The 19,951-nt window shown below is 37.6% G+C and carries 22 protein-coding genes; 15 read left to right on the forward strand and 7 right to left on the reverse strand.

The annotated features are described in order from the left end of the window. Nucleotides 1–32: 32 nt before the first annotated feature. Nucleotides 33–239, forward strand: a complete 207-nt coding sequence (locus CIL03_RS00505) for a hypothetical protein (RefSeq protein ID WP_094883257.1) — start codon at nucleotides 33–35, stop codon at nucleotides 237–239. Nucleotides 240–279: 40 nt separating this feature from the next. Here the strand turns inward: CIL03_RS00505 and CIL03_RS00510 are convergent, their stop codons facing one another. Further along, nucleotides 280–708 carry a MarR family winged helix-turn-helix transcriptional regulator gene (locus CIL03_RS00510; protein WP_094883258.1) on the reverse strand — a complete coding sequence of 143 codons (429 nt, stop codon included), beginning with the start codon at nucleotides 706–708 and terminating at the stop codon, nucleotides 280–282. 140 nt (nucleotides 709–848) lie between these two features. Here CIL03_RS00510 and CIL03_RS00515 point away from each other — a divergent pair, with 140 nt between their 5' ends. Both CIL03_RS00515 and CIL03_RS00520 read left to right on the forward strand, forming a co-directional pair. Further along, nucleotides 849–1,349, forward strand: a complete 501-nt coding sequence (locus tag CIL03_RS00515) for a CarD family transcriptional regulator (RefSeq protein ID WP_094883259.1) — start codon at nucleotides 849–851, stop codon at nucleotides 1,347–1,349. Nucleotides 1,350–1,529: 180 nt separating this feature from the next. Continuing rightward, nucleotides 1,530–2,390 (forward strand): spermine/spermidine synthase domain-containing protein, encoded by an 861-nt coding sequence (locus CIL03_RS00520; RefSeq protein WP_240507973.1) that lies wholly within the window; start codon nucleotides 1,530–1,532, stop codon nucleotides 2,388–2,390. Between the two features lie 225 nt (nucleotides 2,391–2,615). Here the strand turns inward: CIL03_RS00520 and CIL03_RS00525 are convergent, their stop codons facing one another. Continuing rightward, nucleotides 2,616–3,212, reverse strand: coding sequence for a class I SAM-dependent methyltransferase (locus CIL03_RS00525; protein WP_094883260.1), 597 nt, complete (start codon nucleotides 3,210–3,212; stop codon nucleotides 2,616–2,618). 363 nt (nucleotides 3,213–3,575) lie between these two features. On the opposite strand from CIL03_RS00525, the gene CIL03_RS00530 reads away from it, so the two are divergent. From CIL03_RS00530 to CIL03_RS00540, 3 genes are all read left to right on the forward strand, one after another. Next, nucleotides 3,576–4,823, forward strand: coding sequence for an MFS transporter (locus tag CIL03_RS00530; RefSeq protein ID WP_094883261.1), 1,248 nt, complete (start codon nucleotides 3,576–3,578; stop codon nucleotides 4,821–4,823). Nucleotides 4,824–4,866: 43 nt separating this feature from the next. Next, nucleotides 4,867–5,046, forward strand: coding sequence for a hypothetical protein (locus CIL03_RS00535; protein ID WP_240508001.1), 180 nt, complete (start codon nucleotides 4,867–4,869; stop codon nucleotides 5,044–5,046). A 75-nt stretch (nucleotides 5,047–5,121) separates the two neighbouring features. Beyond that, complete coding sequence (locus tag CIL03_RS00540) at nucleotides 5,122–5,532, forward strand: HIT family protein (RefSeq protein ID WP_240507974.1); 411 nt, start codon at nucleotides 5,122–5,124, stop codon at nucleotides 5,530–5,532. Nucleotides 5,533–5,572: 40 nt separating this feature from the next. Here the strand turns inward: CIL03_RS00540 and CIL03_RS00545 are convergent, their stop codons facing one another. Then, entirely contained in the window at nucleotides 5,573–5,908 is a 336-nt protein-coding gene (locus CIL03_RS00545) for a HesB/YadR/YfhF family protein (protein ID WP_206207658.1), read from the reverse strand. A gap of 214 nt (nucleotides 5,909–6,122) precedes the next feature. On the opposite strand from CIL03_RS00545, the gene CIL03_RS00550 reads away from it, so the two are divergent. Next, the gene (locus CIL03_RS00550; RefSeq protein WP_094883264.1) at nucleotides 6,123–7,316 is read left to right on the forward strand and encodes an exonuclease SbcCD subunit D; all 1,194 of its coding nucleotides are present in this window, start codon (nucleotides 6,123–6,125) and stop codon (nucleotides 7,314–7,316) included. Between the two features lie 29 nt (nucleotides 7,317–7,345). Next, nucleotides 7,346–10,438 carry an AAA family ATPase gene (locus CIL03_RS00555; RefSeq protein WP_094883265.1) on the forward strand — a complete coding sequence of 1,031 codons (3,093 nt, stop codon included), beginning with the start codon at nucleotides 7,346–7,348 and terminating at the stop codon, nucleotides 10,436–10,438. A 706-nt stretch (nucleotides 10,439–11,144) separates the two neighbouring features. Here the strand turns inward: CIL03_RS00555 and CIL03_RS00560 are convergent. Further along, on the reverse strand, nucleotides 11,145–11,453 hold the full coding sequence (locus CIL03_RS00560; protein WP_094883266.1) for a hypothetical protein: 309 nt from the start codon (nucleotides 11,451–11,453) through the stop codon (nucleotides 11,145–11,147). A gap of 334 nt (nucleotides 11,454–11,787) precedes the next feature. Between CIL03_RS00560 and CIL03_RS00565 the strand changes: the two genes are divergently transcribed. Both CIL03_RS00565 and CIL03_RS00570 read left to right on the forward strand, forming a co-directional pair. Further along, nucleotides 11,788–12,960 (forward strand): hydroxymethylglutaryl-CoA synthase, encoded by a 1,173-nt coding sequence (locus CIL03_RS00565; protein ID WP_094883267.1) that lies wholly within the window; start codon nucleotides 11,788–11,790, stop codon nucleotides 12,958–12,960. A gap of 281 nt (nucleotides 12,961–13,241) precedes the next feature. Continuing rightward, entirely contained in the window at nucleotides 13,242–14,075 is an 834-nt protein-coding gene (locus CIL03_RS00570; RefSeq protein ID WP_094883268.1) for a 3D domain-containing protein, read from the forward strand. Between the two features lie 205 nt (nucleotides 14,076–14,280). On the opposite strand, the gene CIL03_RS00575 is transcribed toward CIL03_RS00570, so the two are convergent. After that, on the reverse strand, nucleotides 14,281–14,703 hold the full coding sequence (locus CIL03_RS00575; RefSeq protein WP_094883269.1) for a hypothetical protein: 423 nt from the start codon (nucleotides 14,701–14,703) through the stop codon (nucleotides 14,281–14,283). A gap of 147 nt (nucleotides 14,704–14,850) precedes the next feature. Beyond that, nucleotides 14,851–15,354, reverse strand: a complete 504-nt coding sequence (locus tag CIL03_RS00580) for a GNAT family N-acetyltransferase (protein WP_420855372.1) — start codon at nucleotides 15,352–15,354, stop codon at nucleotides 14,851–14,853. A 413-nt stretch (nucleotides 15,355–15,767) separates the two neighbouring features. On the opposite strand from CIL03_RS00580, the gene CIL03_RS00585 reads away from it, so the two are divergent. From CIL03_RS00585 to CIL03_RS00600, 4 genes are all read left to right on the forward strand, one after another. Continuing rightward, the gene (locus CIL03_RS00585) at nucleotides 15,768–16,622 is read left to right on the forward strand and encodes a YtnP family quorum-quenching lactonase (protein WP_094883271.1); all 855 of its coding nucleotides are present in this window, start codon (nucleotides 15,768–15,770) and stop codon (nucleotides 16,620–16,622) included. A gap of 305 nt (nucleotides 16,623–16,927) precedes the next feature. Continuing rightward, nucleotides 16,928–17,446: a spermidine/spermine N(1)-acetyltransferase gene (gene paiA, locus CIL03_RS00590; RefSeq protein ID WP_094883272.1), complete on the forward strand. Its 519-nt coding sequence runs from the start codon at nucleotides 16,928–16,930 to the stop codon at nucleotides 17,444–17,446. A 21-nt stretch (nucleotides 17,447–17,467) separates the two neighbouring features. Further along, entirely contained in the window at nucleotides 17,468–18,073 is a 606-nt protein-coding gene (locus tag CIL03_RS00595) for an FMN-binding negative transcriptional regulator (RefSeq protein WP_094883273.1), read from the forward strand. 35 nt (nucleotides 18,074–18,108) lie between these two features. Beyond that, nucleotides 18,109–18,297: a hypothetical protein gene (locus tag CIL03_RS00600; RefSeq protein WP_094883274.1), complete on the forward strand. Its 189-nt coding sequence runs from the start codon at nucleotides 18,109–18,111 to the stop codon at nucleotides 18,295–18,297. A 69-nt stretch (nucleotides 18,298–18,366) separates the two neighbouring features. Here CIL03_RS00600 and CIL03_RS00605 read toward each other — a convergent pair whose 3' ends face one another. Then, nucleotides 18,367–18,681 carry a PepSY domain-containing protein gene (locus CIL03_RS00605; RefSeq protein ID WP_094883275.1) on the reverse strand — a complete coding sequence of 105 codons (315 nt, stop codon included), beginning with the start codon at nucleotides 18,679–18,681 and terminating at the stop codon, nucleotides 18,367–18,369. A 178-nt stretch (nucleotides 18,682–18,859) separates the two neighbouring features. On the opposite strand from CIL03_RS00605, the gene CIL03_RS00610 reads away from it, so the two are divergent. After that, nucleotides 18,860–19,927, forward strand: coding sequence for a M42 family metallopeptidase (locus CIL03_RS00610; protein ID WP_094883276.1), 1,068 nt, complete (start codon nucleotides 18,860–18,862; stop codon nucleotides 19,925–19,927). Nucleotides 19,928–19,951: the final 24 nt, after the last annotated feature.

Below are 19,951 nucleotides of genomic sequence, written 5' to 3' on the forward strand. Positions count from 1 at the left end.
CCTTTACAATTCCACTGAAATGGAGTGATTCTATGGATTTCATAAACTGGTATGACTGGATTCAGCCAACCAATCCTTTCGCTTCCATATTTTTCGGGATTATTTCTACATTAATCATTACACTTGTTGTTTGGTTTGAAACAAAAGGAATTAAATCGACAGGTATCGTATTTCTGGCTGGATTGGGTGTTACAATTATTGGAGTTATCCTTCTCAACTTAATCGGCTATTACAGCTGAGAAGCGGGAACTATAGCTGTTGTATAAATTCACCAGCCAGCTATAATCCCCAATCTGATTTCAAAATATCCTTAAAAAACTGTAATTGATCGTCACCGATTTTTTCAGCGATTTTTCTCTCCAGATCTGCCTTCAGTGATTGATTTTTTTCATAGCATTTTTCTCCAAATTCAGTTAATCGAATGGATTTAACTTTTTTATTGTTTTTCACGTTACTAATTTCTACTAACCCTTTTGTTTCGAGTTTTTTTATAAATTTGTGTGTTGCCTGCCTGGTTATGTCTACATTCTTTGCGACATACGCAATGGTGGGCTGTTTTTTATATGTTCTTGCCATAATGAACCACTCAGAATTTGACAGTTTCATATCACTGTGGTCATTCCATAATTCTTCAATTATATTACGCAGCTGCAGATGACGTTCACTTAATACATCTAGTAAATCCAGATTTTCAAATTCTGAACTCAATGTAATCACTCCCCCGATTGTTTCGAAAAATACTATACAAAAAATAGTGCTATGTTGTCAACTGAATTGACAATTTAGTTAATAAGGAGTATACTTATATTGTAAACTAAGTTGACGATTTGAAAATGGAGGCTGTCTAAATGTTTCATGTTGGAGATTTGATTATCTATTCAACGCATGGATTATGTGAGGTTGTTGACATCTGTGATAAAGAATTTAAAAATGTTTCCAGAACCTATTACGTGATGCATCCGGTTGATGATCCAGAATTAACGATCAGCATTCCGATAGATATTGGCAATAAGAATATGCAGGCGATTATGGAGAAAAAGGAAGCGGAGGGTCTGCTGCAATCGTTCCAGACTCCGGGTATTGAATGGATCGATGATTCGAGAGAGCGAATAAAGAAGTATACCAGCCTTGTAAATACGGGTGATCGCACTGATATTACCAAAGTTATAAGCACGTTAATGAGGAAAAAACAAGAGATCCGCGAAAACCAAAAGAAAATGAGCGTCCAGGATCAGAAGCTCTTAGATCAAACTCAAAATATTATGTTCCATGAACTCGCTGCATCCTTGAATACATCTTATGATAAAATATCCGCAAAAATTAAGAGCATGATCAAACTAAGTGCATGACATATTTTCATAAATTCAGGAGCAGTACGCTGTTTTGGGAGTTTTTCAGCAAACAAATTGAATATAGAACCGGTAACGACCATCAACTGCTATACTTAGCTGGTGGTCATTTTTTTGCTATAATTGACTGTAAACGATAAAAACATGAGAAGACCAGGTGAGGAAATGGAAGGCAATAAAATGATAAAAGAAGATAATTATAAAGTTTTTGCATTACTGAGCAATTATTTGAATCATGCACCTGACTTTATTGATGAAGAAGAAATCGATGATCTCATTCAAACCGGAGTCTCGCACGAATATGCTTTTGGTGTGATTTTAGCTGCCGCTTTCGGACTCGATATTGTAGATAAAGCTGATGAAAAGGAGTTTTTCTACAATTATTTTAATAAGATGATTCATAAACTGGATGCAAATGACTATTATAACAATCCTTATTATAAAAACATTAAAATACCAGCAATAAATATCGGCAATAGTGAACTGAAGTATGAAAAATATAAGCCATTTGAAGGTTTTGTCTGTAATGATATCATCCAAACCAAAGCTGGCAGGCAAATCCCGCAAATCGGATTTTTTGATGCGGAATTTAAGTTCCCGGCAATTTTGGAAAATGACAGAATCTGGATGACGATTACACCGAATGAAATAGAAACGATGAGAGAACCGGTTGACAAGGCATTTGGCAGTGTACTTACATTTGGACTTGGGCTTGGCTATTATGTCTATATGGTTTCGGAAAAGGATAATGTCGAGGGGATTACAGTGGTTGAAAGCAATGAGGATGTAATTGATTTATTTAAAAAATATATCCTGCCACAATTCAAAAATGCGCACAAAATTAAGATTATCAAGGCCGATGCCTTTGAATATGCACAAAAACACATGGCGAAGGGCAAATACGACTTTGCATTTACAGATTTATGGCATGATGTCTCTGATGGAATCGATATGTATTTAAAAATGAAAACATATGAAAAACGGAGCCCTGATACGGTATTTACCTATTGGATCGAAAAGTCTATTTTATGTTATTTGTGATAAGTTAGGGAATAGCTCCATTAAATTTACAGAAAAGTCTAAGTGGTGGAGAAATTGTTATATAGCACCTTACAACGTCAGGTCAAATGTCAGAACTTTCTATACCTTCCAAATACCGTGTAACTGCCAAGGGTTTTCATCAACACATATTTTGCCATAGAGAAACTGCACCTCCAATTGTTAGAATATGTCCATCAATTGGAGGTGCAGTTCAGAAACAAGAAATCACTTTATACTGCTGGATATAAACATTGAAGCATCTTGATTCATAAAAATACGATTTCCATGATAAAATGTCTTGATTTCAGTTGATTTAAAACCAGCTTCTGATAATCCTTTTTTCAGTTCTTCATGCGAAAAACCGTTATGAACTTTTGGATGACTTATTTTATCGTTTTTGTCAAAATCAATAATAATTAGCTTGCCCTCATTATTTAAAATGTTGAACAGTGCTTGTAAAATCCTTTTGGTATCAGGAATATGGAGAAGGACAAGTGACATTAAAACGATGTCTGCCTTAAGTTCAGGAGTTTCTTGAGTAAAATCTGAATAAAGTACTTTAGCATTGGTAATTCCTTTGTCTAAGATTTTAACTTTCGCAACTTCCAGCATCTGTTCGGATGAATCTACCAGCAAAATAGAGTCCACTAAATCTGATAATTCTAAACTAACTAGCCCCGTACCGCTTCCATAGTCGATTAAAGATTTTGATTTACTATTTTGTAATTCCGGTCTTACTTCCTTAACGATAACTTTAGCCAATGCCATTCTTTCTTCCGTATCATATCTTTTTGCTAGCTGTTCAAAAACGTTATTTTCCAATATACCACTCCTTATTTATTTAAAATTAAAGCTACATTGTGGTCATTATAGCAAAATCAATACCTTAAGGCACGATTCTCCTCGTCAAACCATATCGCATAGTCCTCAGCATGTGCAGAAGATTATATAGACAATCTCGCATATTTCTTATCGAAGTAAATATATTTTACTGTAATAAAGTTCCATTAGAGAGAAGGATTAACGCTTTTAATGTCGAAGCTTGTAGTAACGTGAGGAATTATCATATGAAGTTCTATAGATCAAATGATGAAATAGCATTAAATGAGTTTAGTTCCACATACTTTTCTAGTATTATAATTAGTTTCATATTAACGTATGATTGTACAAAATAGGAGATTTTGCATGATGAAAAACTGGAAAGATCCAGCGATTTTATTATTTTCAATTGGAATTTCAAGTATCGGAGATTTTATTTACTTGGTTGCGATTAATATCATTGTGTATCAACTGACTGGGTCTGCTGCAGCTGTTGCAGGACTTTGGATTATTGGGCCATTTACAAATATTGCAACGAAGTTCTGGACCGGTAGTTTTATCGATTATCGAAGCAAGAAAAAAGTAATGGTCGCAACGTACATAATTCGGGCAGTGTTCATCTGCCTGATACCATTTGCACCAAATATAGCAGTGATTTACGGGATTCTGGTAATTTTAAGTGTCGCAAAGGCATTTTTTAATCCATCATCCATGACTTATGTCGCAATTCTCATTCCGAAAGAACAAAGAAAACGGTTCAACTCGATACGTTCCTTTGCAAGTTCTGGAGCATTTATTATCGGTCCCGCAATTGGTGGATCACTTATATTAGCAGCATCTGTTGAAACTGCTTTATGGATCAATTCCTTATTCTTTGTATTCTCAGCAATTTTATTATTATTTCTCCCTGAAAAAGAGAACATCGATAAAGAAACGATTCCAGCATTGACTTTTTCACAGGTGGTTCGCGATTTTACGGTTGTTCAGAAATTCATGTCAGCCAATAAATATGCAGCTTTTATTTACTTTGGCTTTATTATGGTGATGATTTTTTCCTTTGCAATGGATGCACAGGAAGTAGTATTTACACAGCAGGTCATCGGCCTTTCCGAAATGGAGTACAGCCTGTTGATCAGCATAACTGGAATCGGCTCTGTTGCAGGTGCTGTTTTACTGTCATTTTTTTCAAATAAACTTTCACTAAGATTTATGATCGTTATTGGCCTTACCATGATGACGCTTGGCTATGTGATTTATGCATTTTCTTGGTCATTTGCATCAATTGTTGCAGGATTTGTCATATTAGGATTCTTTAATGTGTTTTTAAATGCAGGAATTATGACTTTCTATCAAAATAATGTGCCGGTTGAAATAATGGGAAGAGTTACGAGCATTTATCAGCTTATTCAAAGTGCGATTCAGGTAATATTTATTCTGGCAATTGGTTTTCTGGCAGATATTGTTTCATTGCGGATTACAATTGTCACCCTGGCACTTGTGATGCTGCTCTCATCCTTCATCTTTTCAGTTTACGTATTGAAGCCAAATAAGAAGTTCTTTTACCGGGAAGACGGCACTGAAGATGCGGAATTAATGCAGAGGACGACAAAGTGAGAAAATAATATGGAAGATAATCAGGGAGGTGGATGCTGTGGATATGTTCTTTTACATTACGATTATTGTTGGATTTTCCTTAATATATTACGGATATGTTAAGAAAAGGGATTATGATTTAAAAGAGAAAGAATTAAAATTAGAAGAAAGAAAGGTAGAGTTAGAAATGAAAAAAATTGAATATGGCAAGGATTTTCAAGAGGAGAATAAAAGGGAATCTTAGATCTTTATATAAAGGCGTATTATTCTAAAAAGAATTTTGCGCTGAAATGCCCTAGCGAAAGGCGGGAACATGATTATGGATTGTATTTTCTGTGACATCATTTCTAAAAAAGCAGATGCATATTTTATATTTGAGAATGGGCATGTATGCTGCTTTCTGGATAAATATCCGATAAACAAGGGACATGTCCTGGTTATTCCAAAGAAACATTATCCGGAATTTACGGATGTTGACAAGGAGAGTTTAAGCCAGGTTATACTCACAGCCCAAAAAATAGCTGAAGCTCTTGAGAGGCTATTAGATACGGATGGCATTACGATTATGCAGGATAATGGAATATTTAAGGATGTCGAGCATTATCATATGCATGTTATTCCTCGGTTTTTAAAGGATGGATTTTCATGGGTTGAACCTGAAATTAAAGTATTGGAAGATGAATTTGCAAGTGTGAGCTTGGAATTGAAACAAATTCTTATAGATGGGTGATAAACAAAAATGCACCCCAATTAAGGTGCACTTTGCCGTTTCAGCTCAAAAACCGATACCTGATTTCATCCGCTTTTTCATCATATTCAATCTTAAAATCGTATTCGCTGAAGAACCACTCATCCCATTTTTCGGCAAAATAAGTAATGCCGTTGACTGTTGCTTTAGCCAATACATCGTTCGGTTCTGCCACTTGCATGGCAACGGAATAATTATCATGGACTTCTGTTTTTCCATATACTTTGCCGTAAAAACGGACGGCATCCCCTTTTTCCAGCTCCAACTCTTCTTCAAACCATTTATTTGCCTGTTCGGTTACAATTATTTTCATGTTTGTCTGCACAGAGATAAGTCCTGTGACTCCTCCTCTCAACATTTACGTAGTTTCAGCTTAACACATACTAAGCATCAATCTGAAATTATTTCATTTGTAAAATAGCTAATTGTGACCATTTCGTAACAGTATATTCCTTCCCTGAAATCTCCAAACCAAATCACCTTCCAAACATGCTAAAATATATAGTAGAGAAAACTGCCAGCGAAGTTAACAATCAATTCTATAAAACTACCTATCAAAAGGGGAGAGATATATGAAGTTATTCCACACAGCGGATTGGCACCTGGGAAAACTGGTTCAGGGTGTATACATGACTGAGGATCAGCGCTATGTGCTCGAACAATTTGTACAGGCAATTGAACAGGAGAAACCGGATGCTGTCATTATTGCAGGGGATTTGTATGATCGTGCGGTTCCACCTACGGATGCAGTCCATTTATTGGATGAGGTCATGGAGACAATTGTCATGAAACTGAAAACGCCGGTGCTTGCGGTAGCTGGGAACCACGACAGCCCAAGCCGTTTAAATTTTGGAAGCAGAATCATGAAGAAAAATGGCTTTCATATTGTTGGGAATCTTACCAAAGACCTGGAACCTGTTGTGTTGCATGATGAGCATGGCGAAGTGCATTTTCATCTGATTCCATATTGTGACCCGAGTATTGTTCGGACTGTATTTGAAGATGATGTGGTTCGTACACATAATGATGCTGCAAGAAAGATTGTGGAGGAAATAAGAAGCAAAATGGATCCGAACAGCAGGCATGTATTTGTAGGACATGCTTTTGTGACGCCATTTGGTGAGGAAGAGGAGAATACGAGTGATTCGGAACGGCCGCTTTCCATTGGCGGTGCAGAATATGTCGATGCCCATCATTTTTCGCCATTTCATTACACAGCACTTGGCCATCTGCATCAGGCACATCATGTACTGGATGAAACGATTCGTTACTCTGGATCTATTTTAAAATATTCCATCTCAGAGGAAAATCATAAAAAGGGCTATCATATTGTGGAAATGGATGCTGCTGGTGAGGTTTCGCTTGAAAAAAAGCTGCTTGCCCCAAGAAGAGATATTCGAACAGTTGAAACGACACTGGAGGATTTATTAAACCAGCCAATCAATGAGGATTATGTTTTTGTTCGTTTATTGGATGAGGCACCAGTACTTTCACCGATGGAAAAAGTTCGCTCCGTTTATCCAAATGCCATGCATGTTGAGCGTAAAAACCACTCACTTTCTCCGATGTCCAATGAAAGCGGAAAAACAGTCAATCGCAGTAAAATGAGTGACCTGGAGCTTTTTAAAGCTTTCTATAAAGAAGTAAAAGGGGAAGAAGTGACGGAGGAAACGGAAGGAATCTTTAAAGAAGTTCTGGATGAGCTTTTAAAAGAAGAGAATGAGACCGGAAAGATAAGCCGGAAGCGGGAATATATCCGGAATTAAACATTTCAGGGAGAAAGGAGCGAAAAAACGTGAAACCTTTAAAATTAACAATGACCGCATTTGGCCCCTATAAAAATACGGAAACAGTTGATTTCTCAGAGCTTGAAGCGAGCAATCTGTTTGTTATTTCCGGAAACACCGGTGCCGGTAAAACGACGATTTTTGATGGAATTTGTTTTGCATTATATGGTAGTGCCAGTGGTTCAGACCGGGAAGACAACCGGATGCTTCGCAGTCACTTTGCTGAGGATGATATTCATACATCTGTTGAGCTGGAATTTGAATTGCATGGCCGCATCTACCGGATTCTGCGTCAATTGGGGCATGTGAAGAAGGGGAATAAATCAAAGACCGGTGAACGATATGAGTTTTATGAAAAAGCAGATGGACGGGAAGTCCCTTGTGTGGACAGGCAAATGGTTTCGGAAATTAACAGTAAGGTGGAAGCGATTATCGGATTGACACAGGATCAGTTCAAACAGATTGTTATGCTGCCACAGGGAGAATTTCGCAAACTATTAACTTCTGAAACGGAAAATAAAGAGGCGATCCTGCGAAGACTTTTTAAAACAGAGAGTTATAAACAGATGAGTGAGCTGCTGAAAAATAAGAAAAGTGCCGTTGAGCAAGATTTTAACCAGGTGAAGCATGTGAGGGATAATTATATTCAGCATATTGGACAAGGCCTGCCACAGCGAGAGGATTCCCAGTTGTTCCAGGTGCTTTCAGCGGAGCATTATAACACAGGGCAAGTCATTTCTGGACTGGAAGAAGAAATTCAATTTTACCTGAATCAAATGGAATTAGACCGTAAAACGTATGAGAAAGCATACAATCAGCATTCCAAAAAACAATCAGAATTCCACCAGGCAAAGGCATTGAATGAGCGTTTTGAGGAATTGGAAAATAAAGAAAACAGGTTAAAGGATCTGCAAAATCAAACCTCTGTTTATACTGAAAAGGAAAGAAAGCTGCAGGCAGCAGAGCGTGCGGGCAGAATTGAATTTTATGAGAAACAGGCAAAGAATTGGCGAAATGAAGAAGATGTGAAATCAAAACAGGTGGAGGAAACGTCGCGCATAAAGAAAACCTCCGATGAACGGCTGTTGAACACAGAAAAAAACTATCAGGAAGAAGAAAAGAAAAGGGATCTGCGTGAAGAAACCTCGAAAAAGCTTGATCGGCTGCAGGAGCACCTGCCGGTTGTAAAAGATATTGATGAACGAAAAAAACAACTGGAAGAGCTTATGAGGAAAGGTAAAAAAACCGCCGGAGATTTGGAAAAAATGAAGTCGGATATAAGTCAAAAAAATAAAACGTCTGATGAGAATGATGAGAAGATCAAACATTTTGATGAGAAGGTCAGCCAGCTGCCGGATAAAAAAATGCGTCTGCAAGAAATGGGAAATCAAGTGAATCTATTGAATTCTTACATAGATTTGAAGAAAAAGCAGGTGGTTCTGGAAAGAAATGTCCTTAAACGAGAGCAAGATTATGACAAGCTGAACAACGAATATCGACAAATGGAAAAAGCATGGTTGAACAATCAGGCCATCGTTTTAGCTAATCATTTGCATGATGGGGAAGCTTGTCCCGTATGCGGCAGTCTGGAGCATCCTAATAAAGCAGCTGCAGGAGATGATGGGCTTACAAAAGAGCAGCTTGAGGCAAGTAAGAAAAAGCAGGAAGAGAAATACCAACTCCTCAGCGATGCAAAAATAGAGTTGAAAGCAAACCGTAATTCCATTGAGGATAAAGAGAAAGAGATTGTGAATCTTCAGATCCCATTAGAGGATGTGGAAGCATTCAATGATAATCTGATAAAAGCAGGCGGCGAGCTGAAGCAGGAAGTAATTCAGCTGAAAAAAATGCAGGAAGAGCTTGGCAAGCTAAAGGATTTTCAAGCTCAGCTGACCAAAGACATCAAGCAGCTGGAACCTAAGAAAGAGCAGCTTGAAAACACGTATCATGAACAAATAAATACCTATCAAACCTCTCAGGCAGTTTATCAGGAAAGATTGAAAAACATCCCAGAAGAGGCGAGGGTGCTGGCTGAATTAGAGAGACAGATCAGTGAAACAAAAGAACAGAAAGTAAAGCTGGAAAAAGCATGGGAAGAAGTTCAGAAAATGCTGCAAAAAGCAAAAGAGGAACAAACCAAAGCAGCCTCGGATGAAGTCCACGCAAATAAACAGCTGCTGGAAACGAAAGAGAAGCGTGAATCTGCAGAAAATGAGTTTAAAGAGGGCTTAAAGAAAGCAGAATTTGAATCAGAGGAAGCTTATCAGCATGCAAAAATGCCTGAATCAGACCAGCAGAAGGGCAAGGAAGAAATTTTGCATTTTAATCAGCAGCTTTCAGCGCTGAACCAGCAAGTGATTGAATTAAAGGAAACATTGAAAGAGAAGACGCGCGTTGATTTAGATAATCAGCAGCAGGAATTAGATAATTTAAAAAAGGCCTATGAGCTTGCATTAAATAAATTGAATCTTTCTAAAGAAAATCATGCAGAAGCTATCAAGTTAAAAGAAAATATCATCCATGCAAATGAGCAAGCAGCTGAACATGAAAAGCAGCTTTCCATGATAACAGACTTGTATGATGTGATCAGAGGAAATAACAGCCAAAAAATTTCCTTTGAGCGATACCTGCAAATTGAATATCTGGAACAAATCATTGAGGCGGCAAACGGACGACTCAGACGTTTATCCAATGGACAATTTTATCTGATCCGAAGTGAGCGCCAGGAATCCCGTGGCAAACAGAGCGGCCTATCACTTGATGTATACGATGCTTATACTGGACAGACACGTGATGTGAAAACATTATCCGGCGGAGAGAAGTTTAATGCCTCGTTGTCCCTTGCGCTCGGGATGTCTGACGTCATTCAAAGCTTCCAGGGCAATATAGCAATAGACACGATGTTTATTGATGAGGGCTTTGGTTCACTGGATGAAGAAGCGTTAACGAAATCCATTGATACGCTCATTGAATTGCAGCAATCCGGCCGCATGATTGGAGTCATCTCGCACGTACAGGAATTGAAAGCAATGTTCCCGGCAATTCTTGAGGTGAAGAAAACAAAGGAAGGCTTCAGCAGGACGAACTTTATGGTTAAGTAACAAGTAAACCGGTCTTTTCTGATGAAATGGCCGATTTACTTTTGGCTCTTTGTGTATGGATTATCTGGATTGGTAGTTGATGGGAACTGCGAAGTAAAATTAACGATGATAATTCCATCGGCCGCTCAGGAAATATAACCATACTTCCATTATCATATCAGCCATACACCGAAATATCCTCAATGTGACCGGTGGCTACTTATTTCAGTTTGTTTGGGCATATAGATGCGGCCTATGTGACCGTTAGCTACTTATTTCAGATTGTTTTGGCTTAGAGAGGGAGCCTATGTGACCGTTAACTATTTATCTCAGTTTGTTTGGGCATATAGATGCGGGCTATGTGTCCGTTAGCTACTTGTTTCAGTTTGTTTGGGCATATAGATGCGGGCTATGTGCCCGTTAGCTACTTATTTCAGTTTGTTTGGGCATAGAGATGGAGCCTATGTGACCGTTAGCTACTTGTTTCAGTTTGTTTGGGCATAGAGATGAAGCCTATGTGCCCGTTAGCTACTTGTGTCATGCTATTTGGGCTTAGAGAAGTACCCAATTCCTGATAATCCGTTCAACCAGCGAAACATCCGTCCGAAGTTGAAATCTACAGAGCAGTTATGTCGCATTTTATAGTTACTGCTCACTTCATTCACTAGTCCTCATCAAATAAGGATTCTGCTACGTACATCTTTTACCGAAATGACTAAACAAGGCCCTATCGATAAAAGATGCCGACAATGCCGGTGATTGCTGCGATTGTACTTAGACCTGTACCCACAATCCATTTCAATAATTTCACCTGATTTTCCTGAACGAGGGTACGCATTCTTTCTTCATATCTGTCGAGCTCAGATTTTGTAATGAGCTGCTTATCCATAATCAATTTTTCAAACGAAACACGCATTTTATTTTCAGCTGATTTTTCCTGAATGCTTTCCTCGAATTCTTGTATTCTTTCTTTCAGCTCATGTATTTCCAATTCTGTATCCTTTTGTCTTGACTCAATCTCTTTGATGACAACCACCCCCTTTGATTTGTGAAGCAGAATCCTTAGTACAGTTTATGCATCATGTACGGTAAAGTGGAAAGGCTAAAGTTATATCCTGGCTAGATTGTATTGTGGGAGTTTTGTAACGTTTTATGGCATTATTGGAAAAACAGGGGTATAACGAATAATAAGAAAGAAAGTATTTTAGCGTTCTAATATATTGCATATTATATAATTGTTTTTCATACGGCTTTATATTATTATTGTACTATTGGTGTAAAATAGAGACAATTATATTGTGCAGTACTTCACGTGCTGCCTTCAAAACAGTTGCATCATGTAAAACTTTAGGCTAGTGAGGAGAAATCACATGAAAATAGGTATCGACAAAATAGGATTTTTTGCACCTCATTTATATTTGGATATGAATAAATTAGCGGTGGAGAGAAATGTGGAGCCGGAGAAATTTACTATCGGTATTGGGCAGGAAAAAATGGCGGTTGCCCCGATTACACAGGATCCAGTTACACTGGCAGCAAATGCAGCATTGGAAATATTGAGTGAAGAAGATAAGCAGCAGATTGATTTTGTTATTTTTGGAACAGAATCTGGAATTGATAATTCTAAATCTGCGGGAGTTTATGTACATAATCTGCTTGGCATCAATCCATATGCGCGGACAGTTGAAGTGAAGCAGGCATGTTATGGTGCTACTGCCGGTATTCAAATGGCAAAAGGACATATTGCACTGAACCCGGAAAGCAAAGTACTGGTGCTCGGCTCTGATATTGCGAGATATGGATTGAAAACTGGGGGAGAGTCCACACAGGGAGCAGGCGCTGTTGCCATGCTGATCAGTGCCAATCCTAAAATTATGGCGCTCGAGGAACATAGCACGTTCATGACGAATGATATTATGGATTTCTGGCGTCCGGTGTACTCTGATAAAGCCTTTGTTGACGGCAAATTCTCCAACGAACAGTATATCCTTTTTTTCTCAAAAGTCTGGGAGCAGTATAAAGAGAAATCAGGATTGGGATTGGAAGACTTTGAAGCTATCTGCTGTCACCTTCCATATACGAAGATGGGAAAAAAAGCCTTGCAGACAATTTGGGATGAGCGTACGGAGGAAGATAAGGAACGAATCTCAGAAAATTATAAGATCAGTACAACCTATAATAGAAACGTTGGCAATATTTATACGGGGTCACTGTATTTAAGTATGCTGTCACTACTTGAGCTGAAGGAGGATCTGAAACCAGGTTCAAGAATTGGATTATACAGTTATGGTTCCGGAGCGGTAGGAGAATTCTTTACAGGAATTTTGGAAGAAGATTACCGCAAATCTCTGCAGGTGGACCAGCATAGGAAGTTATTTTCAACCAGGCAGGAAGTAACCGTAGCTGAATACGAAGAAATTTTTGAGGATACATTGCCTGTTGATGGCTCAGCAATGGAACTTGATATAGAAAAGGATCCTGCAGCAATCTGTGTGGCAGGAATAGCTGATAATAAGCGGCAGTATGTGAATAAACTTAGATAACTATTAGAACTTCGGAGGTTTTCTTTCTTCCGGAGTTTTTTTATGAAAAAAAACATCATTCTCGGGACTGAAATCCATAAAAATAAAGCATTCCGTAGAAGGCTCTATTATATTCTATGCAGCAACTGGTACAAGTAGAACTAATAAATTATAATTTATTTAATATTTAATATTGTCCCACTATTTTGTAATCTATGTCACTCTCTTTTAAACATGCTGTAACCACAGGGAGGCAGTTTACATGTTACGATTATTTTGATAATTAAAAGGGGGACTACATAATGAAAAAATTAGCAGGTTTATTTGTAGGTTTAATTATTTTTGGTTTTTCTGTCATTACCGTTTCCGCAGATTCTTATGAGGTTAATAAAGGTGACACCCTTTGGGATATAGCGATTGAAAATAATACTACGGTTGAAGATATCATGGAATTAAATGAATTGAAATCTACAGTAATTCATCCAAAACAGGAATTGGAAATAAATGAAAATGAAATAGAGTATTACATAGTAGAAAAAGGAGATACATTAAGCGAAATCAGCAAGACATATGATGATAATGTAACGGTTGCGAAATTGAAAGAATGGAATGATCTCACCTCAGATTTAATTATAACTGGTCAGCAGCTTATTGTTAATGGGAAAGATGCAGGTAAAGTTGTTATACAAGAGAAGCCTGTCAAAGAAGAAAGTCAAAAGAAAGCACAAACTGCAAGCTCAGAGTCTGAGTCTAACGAAACAGACGGCAATCTTGAAACGAAACCAAGCAAGAAAGATATAAAACCGGAAAAGAAAGAGGAGGCAAGTGAACAGTCAGAGCCTGAGGGCAGAACGTTTTCGGTTGAAGCAACAGCATACACAGCCTATTGCGCAGGATGCTCAGGGATCACTGCAACTGGTGTTAATTTGAAAGCAAATCCACATGCAAAAGTTATAAGCGTTGATCCAAATGTAATTCCACTTGGCACAGAAGTGTATGTGGAGGGCTATGGCTATGCCGTTGCAGCTGATACAGGCGGGGCAATTAATGGAAATCGAATCGATGTGCATCTGCCAACTAAAAGTGAAGCATATAGCTGGGGGAGGAGGACAGTAACGGTTACTATACTGGAATGAAATGGTTAGTTATTTATCCAAGTAGTTCAGAAAACGTGGAGAAAATCCTAAATCACAGGATAAATAGCATATGAATTAGCCATCCAATTTACGATACAAATAGCACACAAAAAAGCTTGAGGGAATTTTTCAACCTCAAGCTTTTTGACATTAATGCAGTTTGTTGGTTCTTTAATTAAAGAACCGGATTCTGGAACTATACTTTTTATTTATTGATGCTTGTAACTCCAAAAGTTATACCTTTTTCCAGACAGTCACTTTCTAAATTCGAAGCATCAACTCCACCACCACCTTCTACAGTATCTCCATCAAGGACGGTTCCATGGTCTGGAATTTTAACACCATGCAGATTATTTTCTGTATATGCAGTAGTACCCTTTGGCCAAATGGGTACCTTCATTTTATTTAAATCATCTTTGATGGTGCTCTTAATATACAAGCATTTCGTTTCATTATCGTATTCAAGAACACCTTTAAGTTCTTCATCCATACCGCCTTCTATATCGTGAGTCAAAACAACTGGATCTCCATCGGAAATTTTAAATTTCTCATTCCCCTCATCCCCACTACACCCATTTATAACAATTAAATAAATAATTATAACCACACTACCAATTAGCCGACTCACTTTATGCACCCCATTTCAGTATAGGTTATTTATTCCGTAAAACGGCCCGATTGTGGAACACAAGTTAAACATCGGTCTTCCACTAAACTGCTAGTTACCTCAATATCGCTTCTTTTGTTAATGGGCGGTTAGTTGAAGAAACATTCGTTATTTGTTGGAATAAACATTTACGTCTTGTTCGCCTAATACAATCTCTTTATCTAACTCCATTCCTATTTTTCTTGCTACTTTTTGAGAAGACAAATTATTAGGTTGAATCAATGCAATAAATCTTTGTTTATCAAGATGTTTATTTCCGTATTTCAATAGTGCCTTAGCTGCTTCTGTTGCATATCCTTTTCCCCAATATTTACGGGATATCCAATAACCTATTTCTATTTCCTTATTACCATCAATTGTTTGTGGAACTAAACCCGCGTGTCCAATTAGAGTGTTATCTTCTTTATTAACTAAAACCATTAATCCCATAGCTTCACCAAATTCATATGTACTATATATCCAATTCAAAAAGTTCTTCCCACCGTTTTTATCCCTCGTCTTTCCATCTCCAATAAATCTCACTACTTCAGGGTCCGACAATAATGACATAAGAAATTCAAAATCATTATCATTATATGGGCGAAATAACAGTCTTTCGGAGGTAATTGACAATCTCAACATCCCTTCCCTTTTTAAAAATCCTCTTAAACAATCAGCATTAGTTGGAGAACATAATATTCAAAATCTTTTATTATATTTTAACATAAAATGATATCACTCTTGAATTTTTAATTTGGTCAGAATTGACATACCAATTAACAACTAAAATAGCATCCCTATCCTCACACTAACAATATCCATTGTCAATACGCTGTTAAGGGTGCTAATTGCTATACTTCCTCTATTATATTTCCTTTAAAAACATTGAAATATCAACAAAAATAGGAGTGCTATTAACTATGTTAATGGATGTACTATTTGTGCGTTAAACGGTATGTCGTTTTACCGAAAAACAATGACAGCGATTGCAGAAATAGTCGACTTTGCTATAAACTGTTTATATAGAGAGCAAGGAGGATGAATAAATGGAGAAACTTCAGGTAGGAAGAGCAAGTTTAACATGGCTCAATGGGGGAGTTAACTTCCTTGATGGCGGAGCAATGTTCGGTGTTGTGCCAAAGGCATTGTGGAGCAGGAAGTATCCACATAATGATAAAAACCTGATTGAGCTACGCACAGACCCGATTTTACTACAGATTGACGGAAGAAATTATCTGATTGATACAGGAATGGGAAATGACAAGTTAACAGATAAGCAATTACGGAACTTTGGAGTTCTGGAAGAGTCCTCCATTGAACAATCACTTGAGGGGATTGGCCTGACTGTTAATGATATTGATGCAGTTTTAATGACACATCTTCACTTTGATCATGCCTGTGGGTTGACGAAAAAAACCGGGGATACATACGCACCTGTTTTTGAAAATGCAGCGATTTATACGTCAGCTGTGGAATGGAATGAAATGAGAAATCCCAATATCCGGTCCAGAAACACGTACTGGGAAATGAACTGGCAGCCAATTGTGGACCAGATGAAAACATTTGAAGATGAAATTGAAATTGTTCCTGGACTTCGGATGATTCATACAGGGGGGCATAGTGATGGTCATTGTATTCTTATTTTTGAAGAAGGGGATGAATGCTTTATCCACATGGCTGATATTATGCCAACACACGGCCACCAGAATAAACTATGGGCGCTTGCCTATGATGATTATCCAGTAACATCTGTCCATGAAAAGGAAAAATGGATGAATTTGGGTTATGAGAAACAGGCATGGTATACCTTTTACCATGATGCCTATTACCGGGCAGTTCGATTTGATCAAGATGGTGAGAAAATAGATGAAGTTGAACGGGTGAGGTATGAATATAAGTAACACAAACGTTTATCAAAAAATTTAGTTCAACAGAGCGGGTTTCATTGCCAATTACAGCATAAAAACATAAGCGAAAATGACCATCAAATTGGTGGTCATTTTTGGTGAAGTGGACAATGTGCAGCCTCAGGACGTGGAGTTTTATTGACCAGCTTTATAGCCTTAGCGTGCCTTGACTCATCTTCGTACGATTACAAGGGTTTCTTTTTTTAAAAAAAACATGGAAATGAGATAGATATACTCGTTCAAAGATAAATTCCGGATGATAGGGTATAGTCTACTAAATCTTTATTTTAATTTCATCCTTGTTTATCCGAGAAAGGGGTCACTCAATTGAAGATTTACACATACTTCATGAAATTAGTTATGGAACATTTGATGAGACATTTAAGGACCAGAATTCACCCGAAAATATGAAAAACTATCTGGAAAAGGCATTTAACTTAAAACAATTAAAAAAAGAATTATCCAATATTTCCTCCCAATTCTTTTTTGTTTACTACAACGATGAAGTTGCTGGCTATTTAAAGGTCAATACCAATGAGGCTCAGTCTGAGGAGATGGGTGATGAATCACTTGAGTTAGAGAGGATTTATATAAAGAACAAATTCCAAAGGCATGGACTTGGTAAGTATCTGCTTGATAAAGCCATAGAAATTGCAATGAAAAATAATAAAAAGAATATCTGGCTAGGTGTATGGGAAAAGAATGAAAATGCTATTGCTTTCTATAAGAAAATGGGGTTTGTTCATACTGGAGCCCACTCTTTTTATATGGGTGATGAAGAACAAATAGACTTCATCATGATGAAAACACTTAATTAATCTTTTGAAAGGTGGATTATGATGTATATACCAAAGCATTTTAAGGTCACAGACTTTGCTGAAATCAAAGAATTTATTCAGCATAATTCTTTTGGAACAATTGTATCGACAGAACAAGACAAACCTATAGCTACACATTTGCCATTGGAGTTACACAAACAAGGGGATGATTACTACATAACCGGACATTTTGCTTATGCAAACCCGCAGTGGAAAACGTTTGAGGTAGATAATGTGCTTGTAATGTTTCAAGGTCCGCACGCTTATATTTCATCTTCTTGGTATAAGTCTGAAAATGTGCCAACATGGAATTATCAATCTGTCCATATATATGGAACAGCTAGTATAATGAGTGAACAGGAATTGCAAGAAGACCTTAAAGTCCTTTTGCAAAAATATGAGCAGCATCGCAAAAATCCAGCTTTATGGGAGAATCTTTCTTCGCAAACTAAAAAACAAATCAAAGGTATTGTTGGATTTAAAATTAAAATACAAGAAGTTCAGGCTGCTTATAAATTAAGCCAAAATCGAAATGAAGAGGACTATGAGAATATCATTGATAAACTGTATGAGGAAAAAGATTTAAATTCTAAGGCACTAGCTGAAGTGATGGAAAATAGAAAGTAATTCGGTTAATCACCTTATAACCAGAATGTGAACAAGTGATTGCGACTTTAATTTCAGCTATATTCATGATGGAAGATGTACTGGTAAAACGGAATACAAAGTTAGATTATTCATCAATCATTCTATCAATAATCGTTTTCCCCCTTTTTATTTTCGGTTTAAGTATGGCTATTTTAGCATTAATTGAATTTGCACTTACCACATTTATCAATGAGAAAAAATAACAGAAAAAATTATGTTATAGTGTAAAAAAACACTCAGATTTGATTGATCTGAGTGTTTTTGTTTGATTTTTATGCGGTTTGAACCGATTCAATTACAGCACCTGTTTCGACGTCCACATAAAATTCATATTGCTTGTTTTCACCATCAATGCTTCGTGTAACGCCGCCGCGATAAGCATTGTAAAGAAGTCCATTTTTTTCAACTTCCTCTGGTTTCATATAAATCCATGAGCCGCTGATCGGACCGTTCTTCTTAAAGGTTTCTTTTGCAAGTTTCAATGCTTTTTCTGGTGTGATCTTTTGATAATGATCAATCTGCTGTTTAGCGATATAACCGACAGCTACACCTAATCCTGCTGCAAGAACTGCTCTTTTTACACTCATTTTATTTTCACCTCTAGCTATAATTTAAGTATATCCTGTCAAAAGTACTTCAATAATCAGTATACCTTAAATATAAAAAAATAGAAAATCATACATTGCGATGTGCGAATGGTGGAAACAAACTGATAGTTTCCGTTATACTAACTATATTACATAAATGGAAAGTGGAGGGGTTTAGATGAACCAGGATACACTGGATCTTTTTAAAAATTTAACAGAATTGCAGGGTGCACCGGGAAATGAGCATCTTGTACGTTCCTTCATGAAACAGGAGTTGGAAAAGTACTCCGATGAAATTATTCAGGATAACCTTGGCGGCGTTTTTGGAGTGAAAAAAGGGGAAGGTCCACGGGTTTTAGTTGCTGGCCATATGGATGAGGTTGGCTTTATGGTAACTCAAATCACGAAAAATGGGATGATCCGTTTTCAAACACTGGGTGGCTGGTGGAGCCAGGTACTGCTGGCACAGCGTGTTCAGATCATGACAGAAAATGGACCGGTAATAGGCGTGATAGGCTCCATTCCGCCACATAACCTGACAGATGCACAGCGCAAAAAGCCAATGGAAATCAAAAATATGTTAATTGATATTGGAGCAGATGATAGGGAAGATGCAGAAAAGATAGGTGTTAAGCCAGGACAGCAAATCGTTCCAGTTACACCTTTTACACCAATGGCGAATGATAAAAAAATTCTGGCTAAAGCCTGGGATAATCGCTATGGATGCGGGCTTTCTATTGAATTATTAAAAGAACTGCAGAATGAAAAACTGGATAACCAGCTGTACTCCGGTGCAACTGTTCAGGAAGAAGTAGGACTGCGGGGGGCCCAGGTTGCGGCAAATATGATTAAACCAGACATTTTCTATGCACTTGATGCTTCGCCGGCAAATGATGCTGCAGGTGATAAGGATGCATTTGGGCAAATTGGAAAAGGCGCATTGCTCCGGATATTTGACCGTTCCATGATCACACATCGCGGCATGCGGGAATTTGTTCTCGATACTGCTGAGTCAAATGATATTCCATACCAATACTTTATTTCCCAGGGTGGTACGGATGCAGGCCGGGTCCATCTCTCGGGTGATGGTGTTCCATCTGCGGTTGTTGGAATTTGCTCCCGCTATATCCATACATCTGCATCGATCATTCATGTGGATGATTACGCAGCAGCGAAGGAATTAATTGTAAAACTTGTAAAAGAAACCAATCAAACTACAGTGGATCAAATTCGAAAATTAGGCTAATGAATGAAATTGCTGCTATCCATA

The sequence above is a fragment of the Virgibacillus indicus genome (genome assembly GCF_002266285.1).
Classification (GTDB): domain Bacteria; phylum Bacillota; class Bacilli; order Bacillales; family Amphibacillaceae; genus Virgibacillus_K; species Virgibacillus_K indicus.

What these genes read in the sequence shown, in the direction of transcription:
- CIL03_RS00530 (WP_094883261.1), top strand. Translation starts at nt 3,576, where the DNA reads ATGATGAAAAACTGGAAAGATCCAGCGATTTTATTATTTTCAATTGGA.
- CIL03_RS00535 (WP_240508001.1), top strand. Translation starts at nt 4,867, where the DNA reads ATGTTCTTTTACATTACGATTATTGTTGGATTTTCCTTAATATATTAC.
- CIL03_RS00610 (WP_094883276.1), top strand. Translation starts at nt 18,860, where the DNA reads ATGAACCAGGATACACTGGATCTTTTTAAAAATTTAACAGAATTGCAG.
- CIL03_RS00565 (WP_094883267.1), top strand. Translation starts at nt 11,788, where the DNA reads ATGAAAATAGGTATCGACAAAATAGGATTTTTTGCACCTCATTTATAT.
- CIL03_RS00550 (WP_094883264.1), top strand. Translation starts at nt 6,123, where the DNA reads ATGAAGTTATTCCACACAGCGGATTGGCACCTGGGAAAACTGGTTCAG.
- CIL03_RS00540 (WP_240507974.1), top strand. Translation starts at nt 5,122, where the DNA reads ATGGATTGTATTTTCTGTGACATCATTTCTAAAAAAGCAGATGCATAT.
- CIL03_RS00520 (WP_240507973.1), top strand. Translation starts at nt 1,530, where the DNA reads ATGATAAAAGAAGATAATTATAAAGTTTTTGCATTACTGAGCAATTAT.
- CIL03_RS00585 (WP_094883271.1), top strand. Translation starts at nt 15,768, where the DNA reads ATGGAGAAACTTCAGGTAGGAAGAGCAAGTTTAACATGGCTCAATGGG.
- CIL03_RS00505 (WP_094883257.1), top strand. Translation starts at nt 33, where the DNA reads ATGGATTTCATAAACTGGTATGACTGGATTCAGCCAACCAATCCTTTC.
- CIL03_RS00570 (WP_094883268.1), top strand. Translation starts at nt 13,242, where the DNA reads ATGAAAAAATTAGCAGGTTTATTTGTAGGTTTAATTATTTTTGGTTTT.
- CIL03_RS00515 (WP_094883259.1), top strand. Translation starts at nt 849, where the DNA reads ATGTTTCATGTTGGAGATTTGATTATCTATTCAACGCATGGATTATGT.
- CIL03_RS00545 (WP_206207658.1), bottom strand. Translation starts at nt 5,908, where the DNA reads ATGTTGAGAGGAGGAGTCACAGGACTTATCTCTGTGCAGACAAACATG.
- CIL03_RS00595 (WP_094883273.1), top strand. Translation starts at nt 17,468, where the DNA reads ATGTATATACCAAAGCATTTTAAGGTCACAGACTTTGCTGAAATCAAA.
- CIL03_RS00605 (WP_094883275.1), bottom strand. Translation starts at nt 18,681, where the DNA reads ATGAGTGTAAAAAGAGCAGTTCTTGCAGCAGGATTAGGTGTAGCTGTC.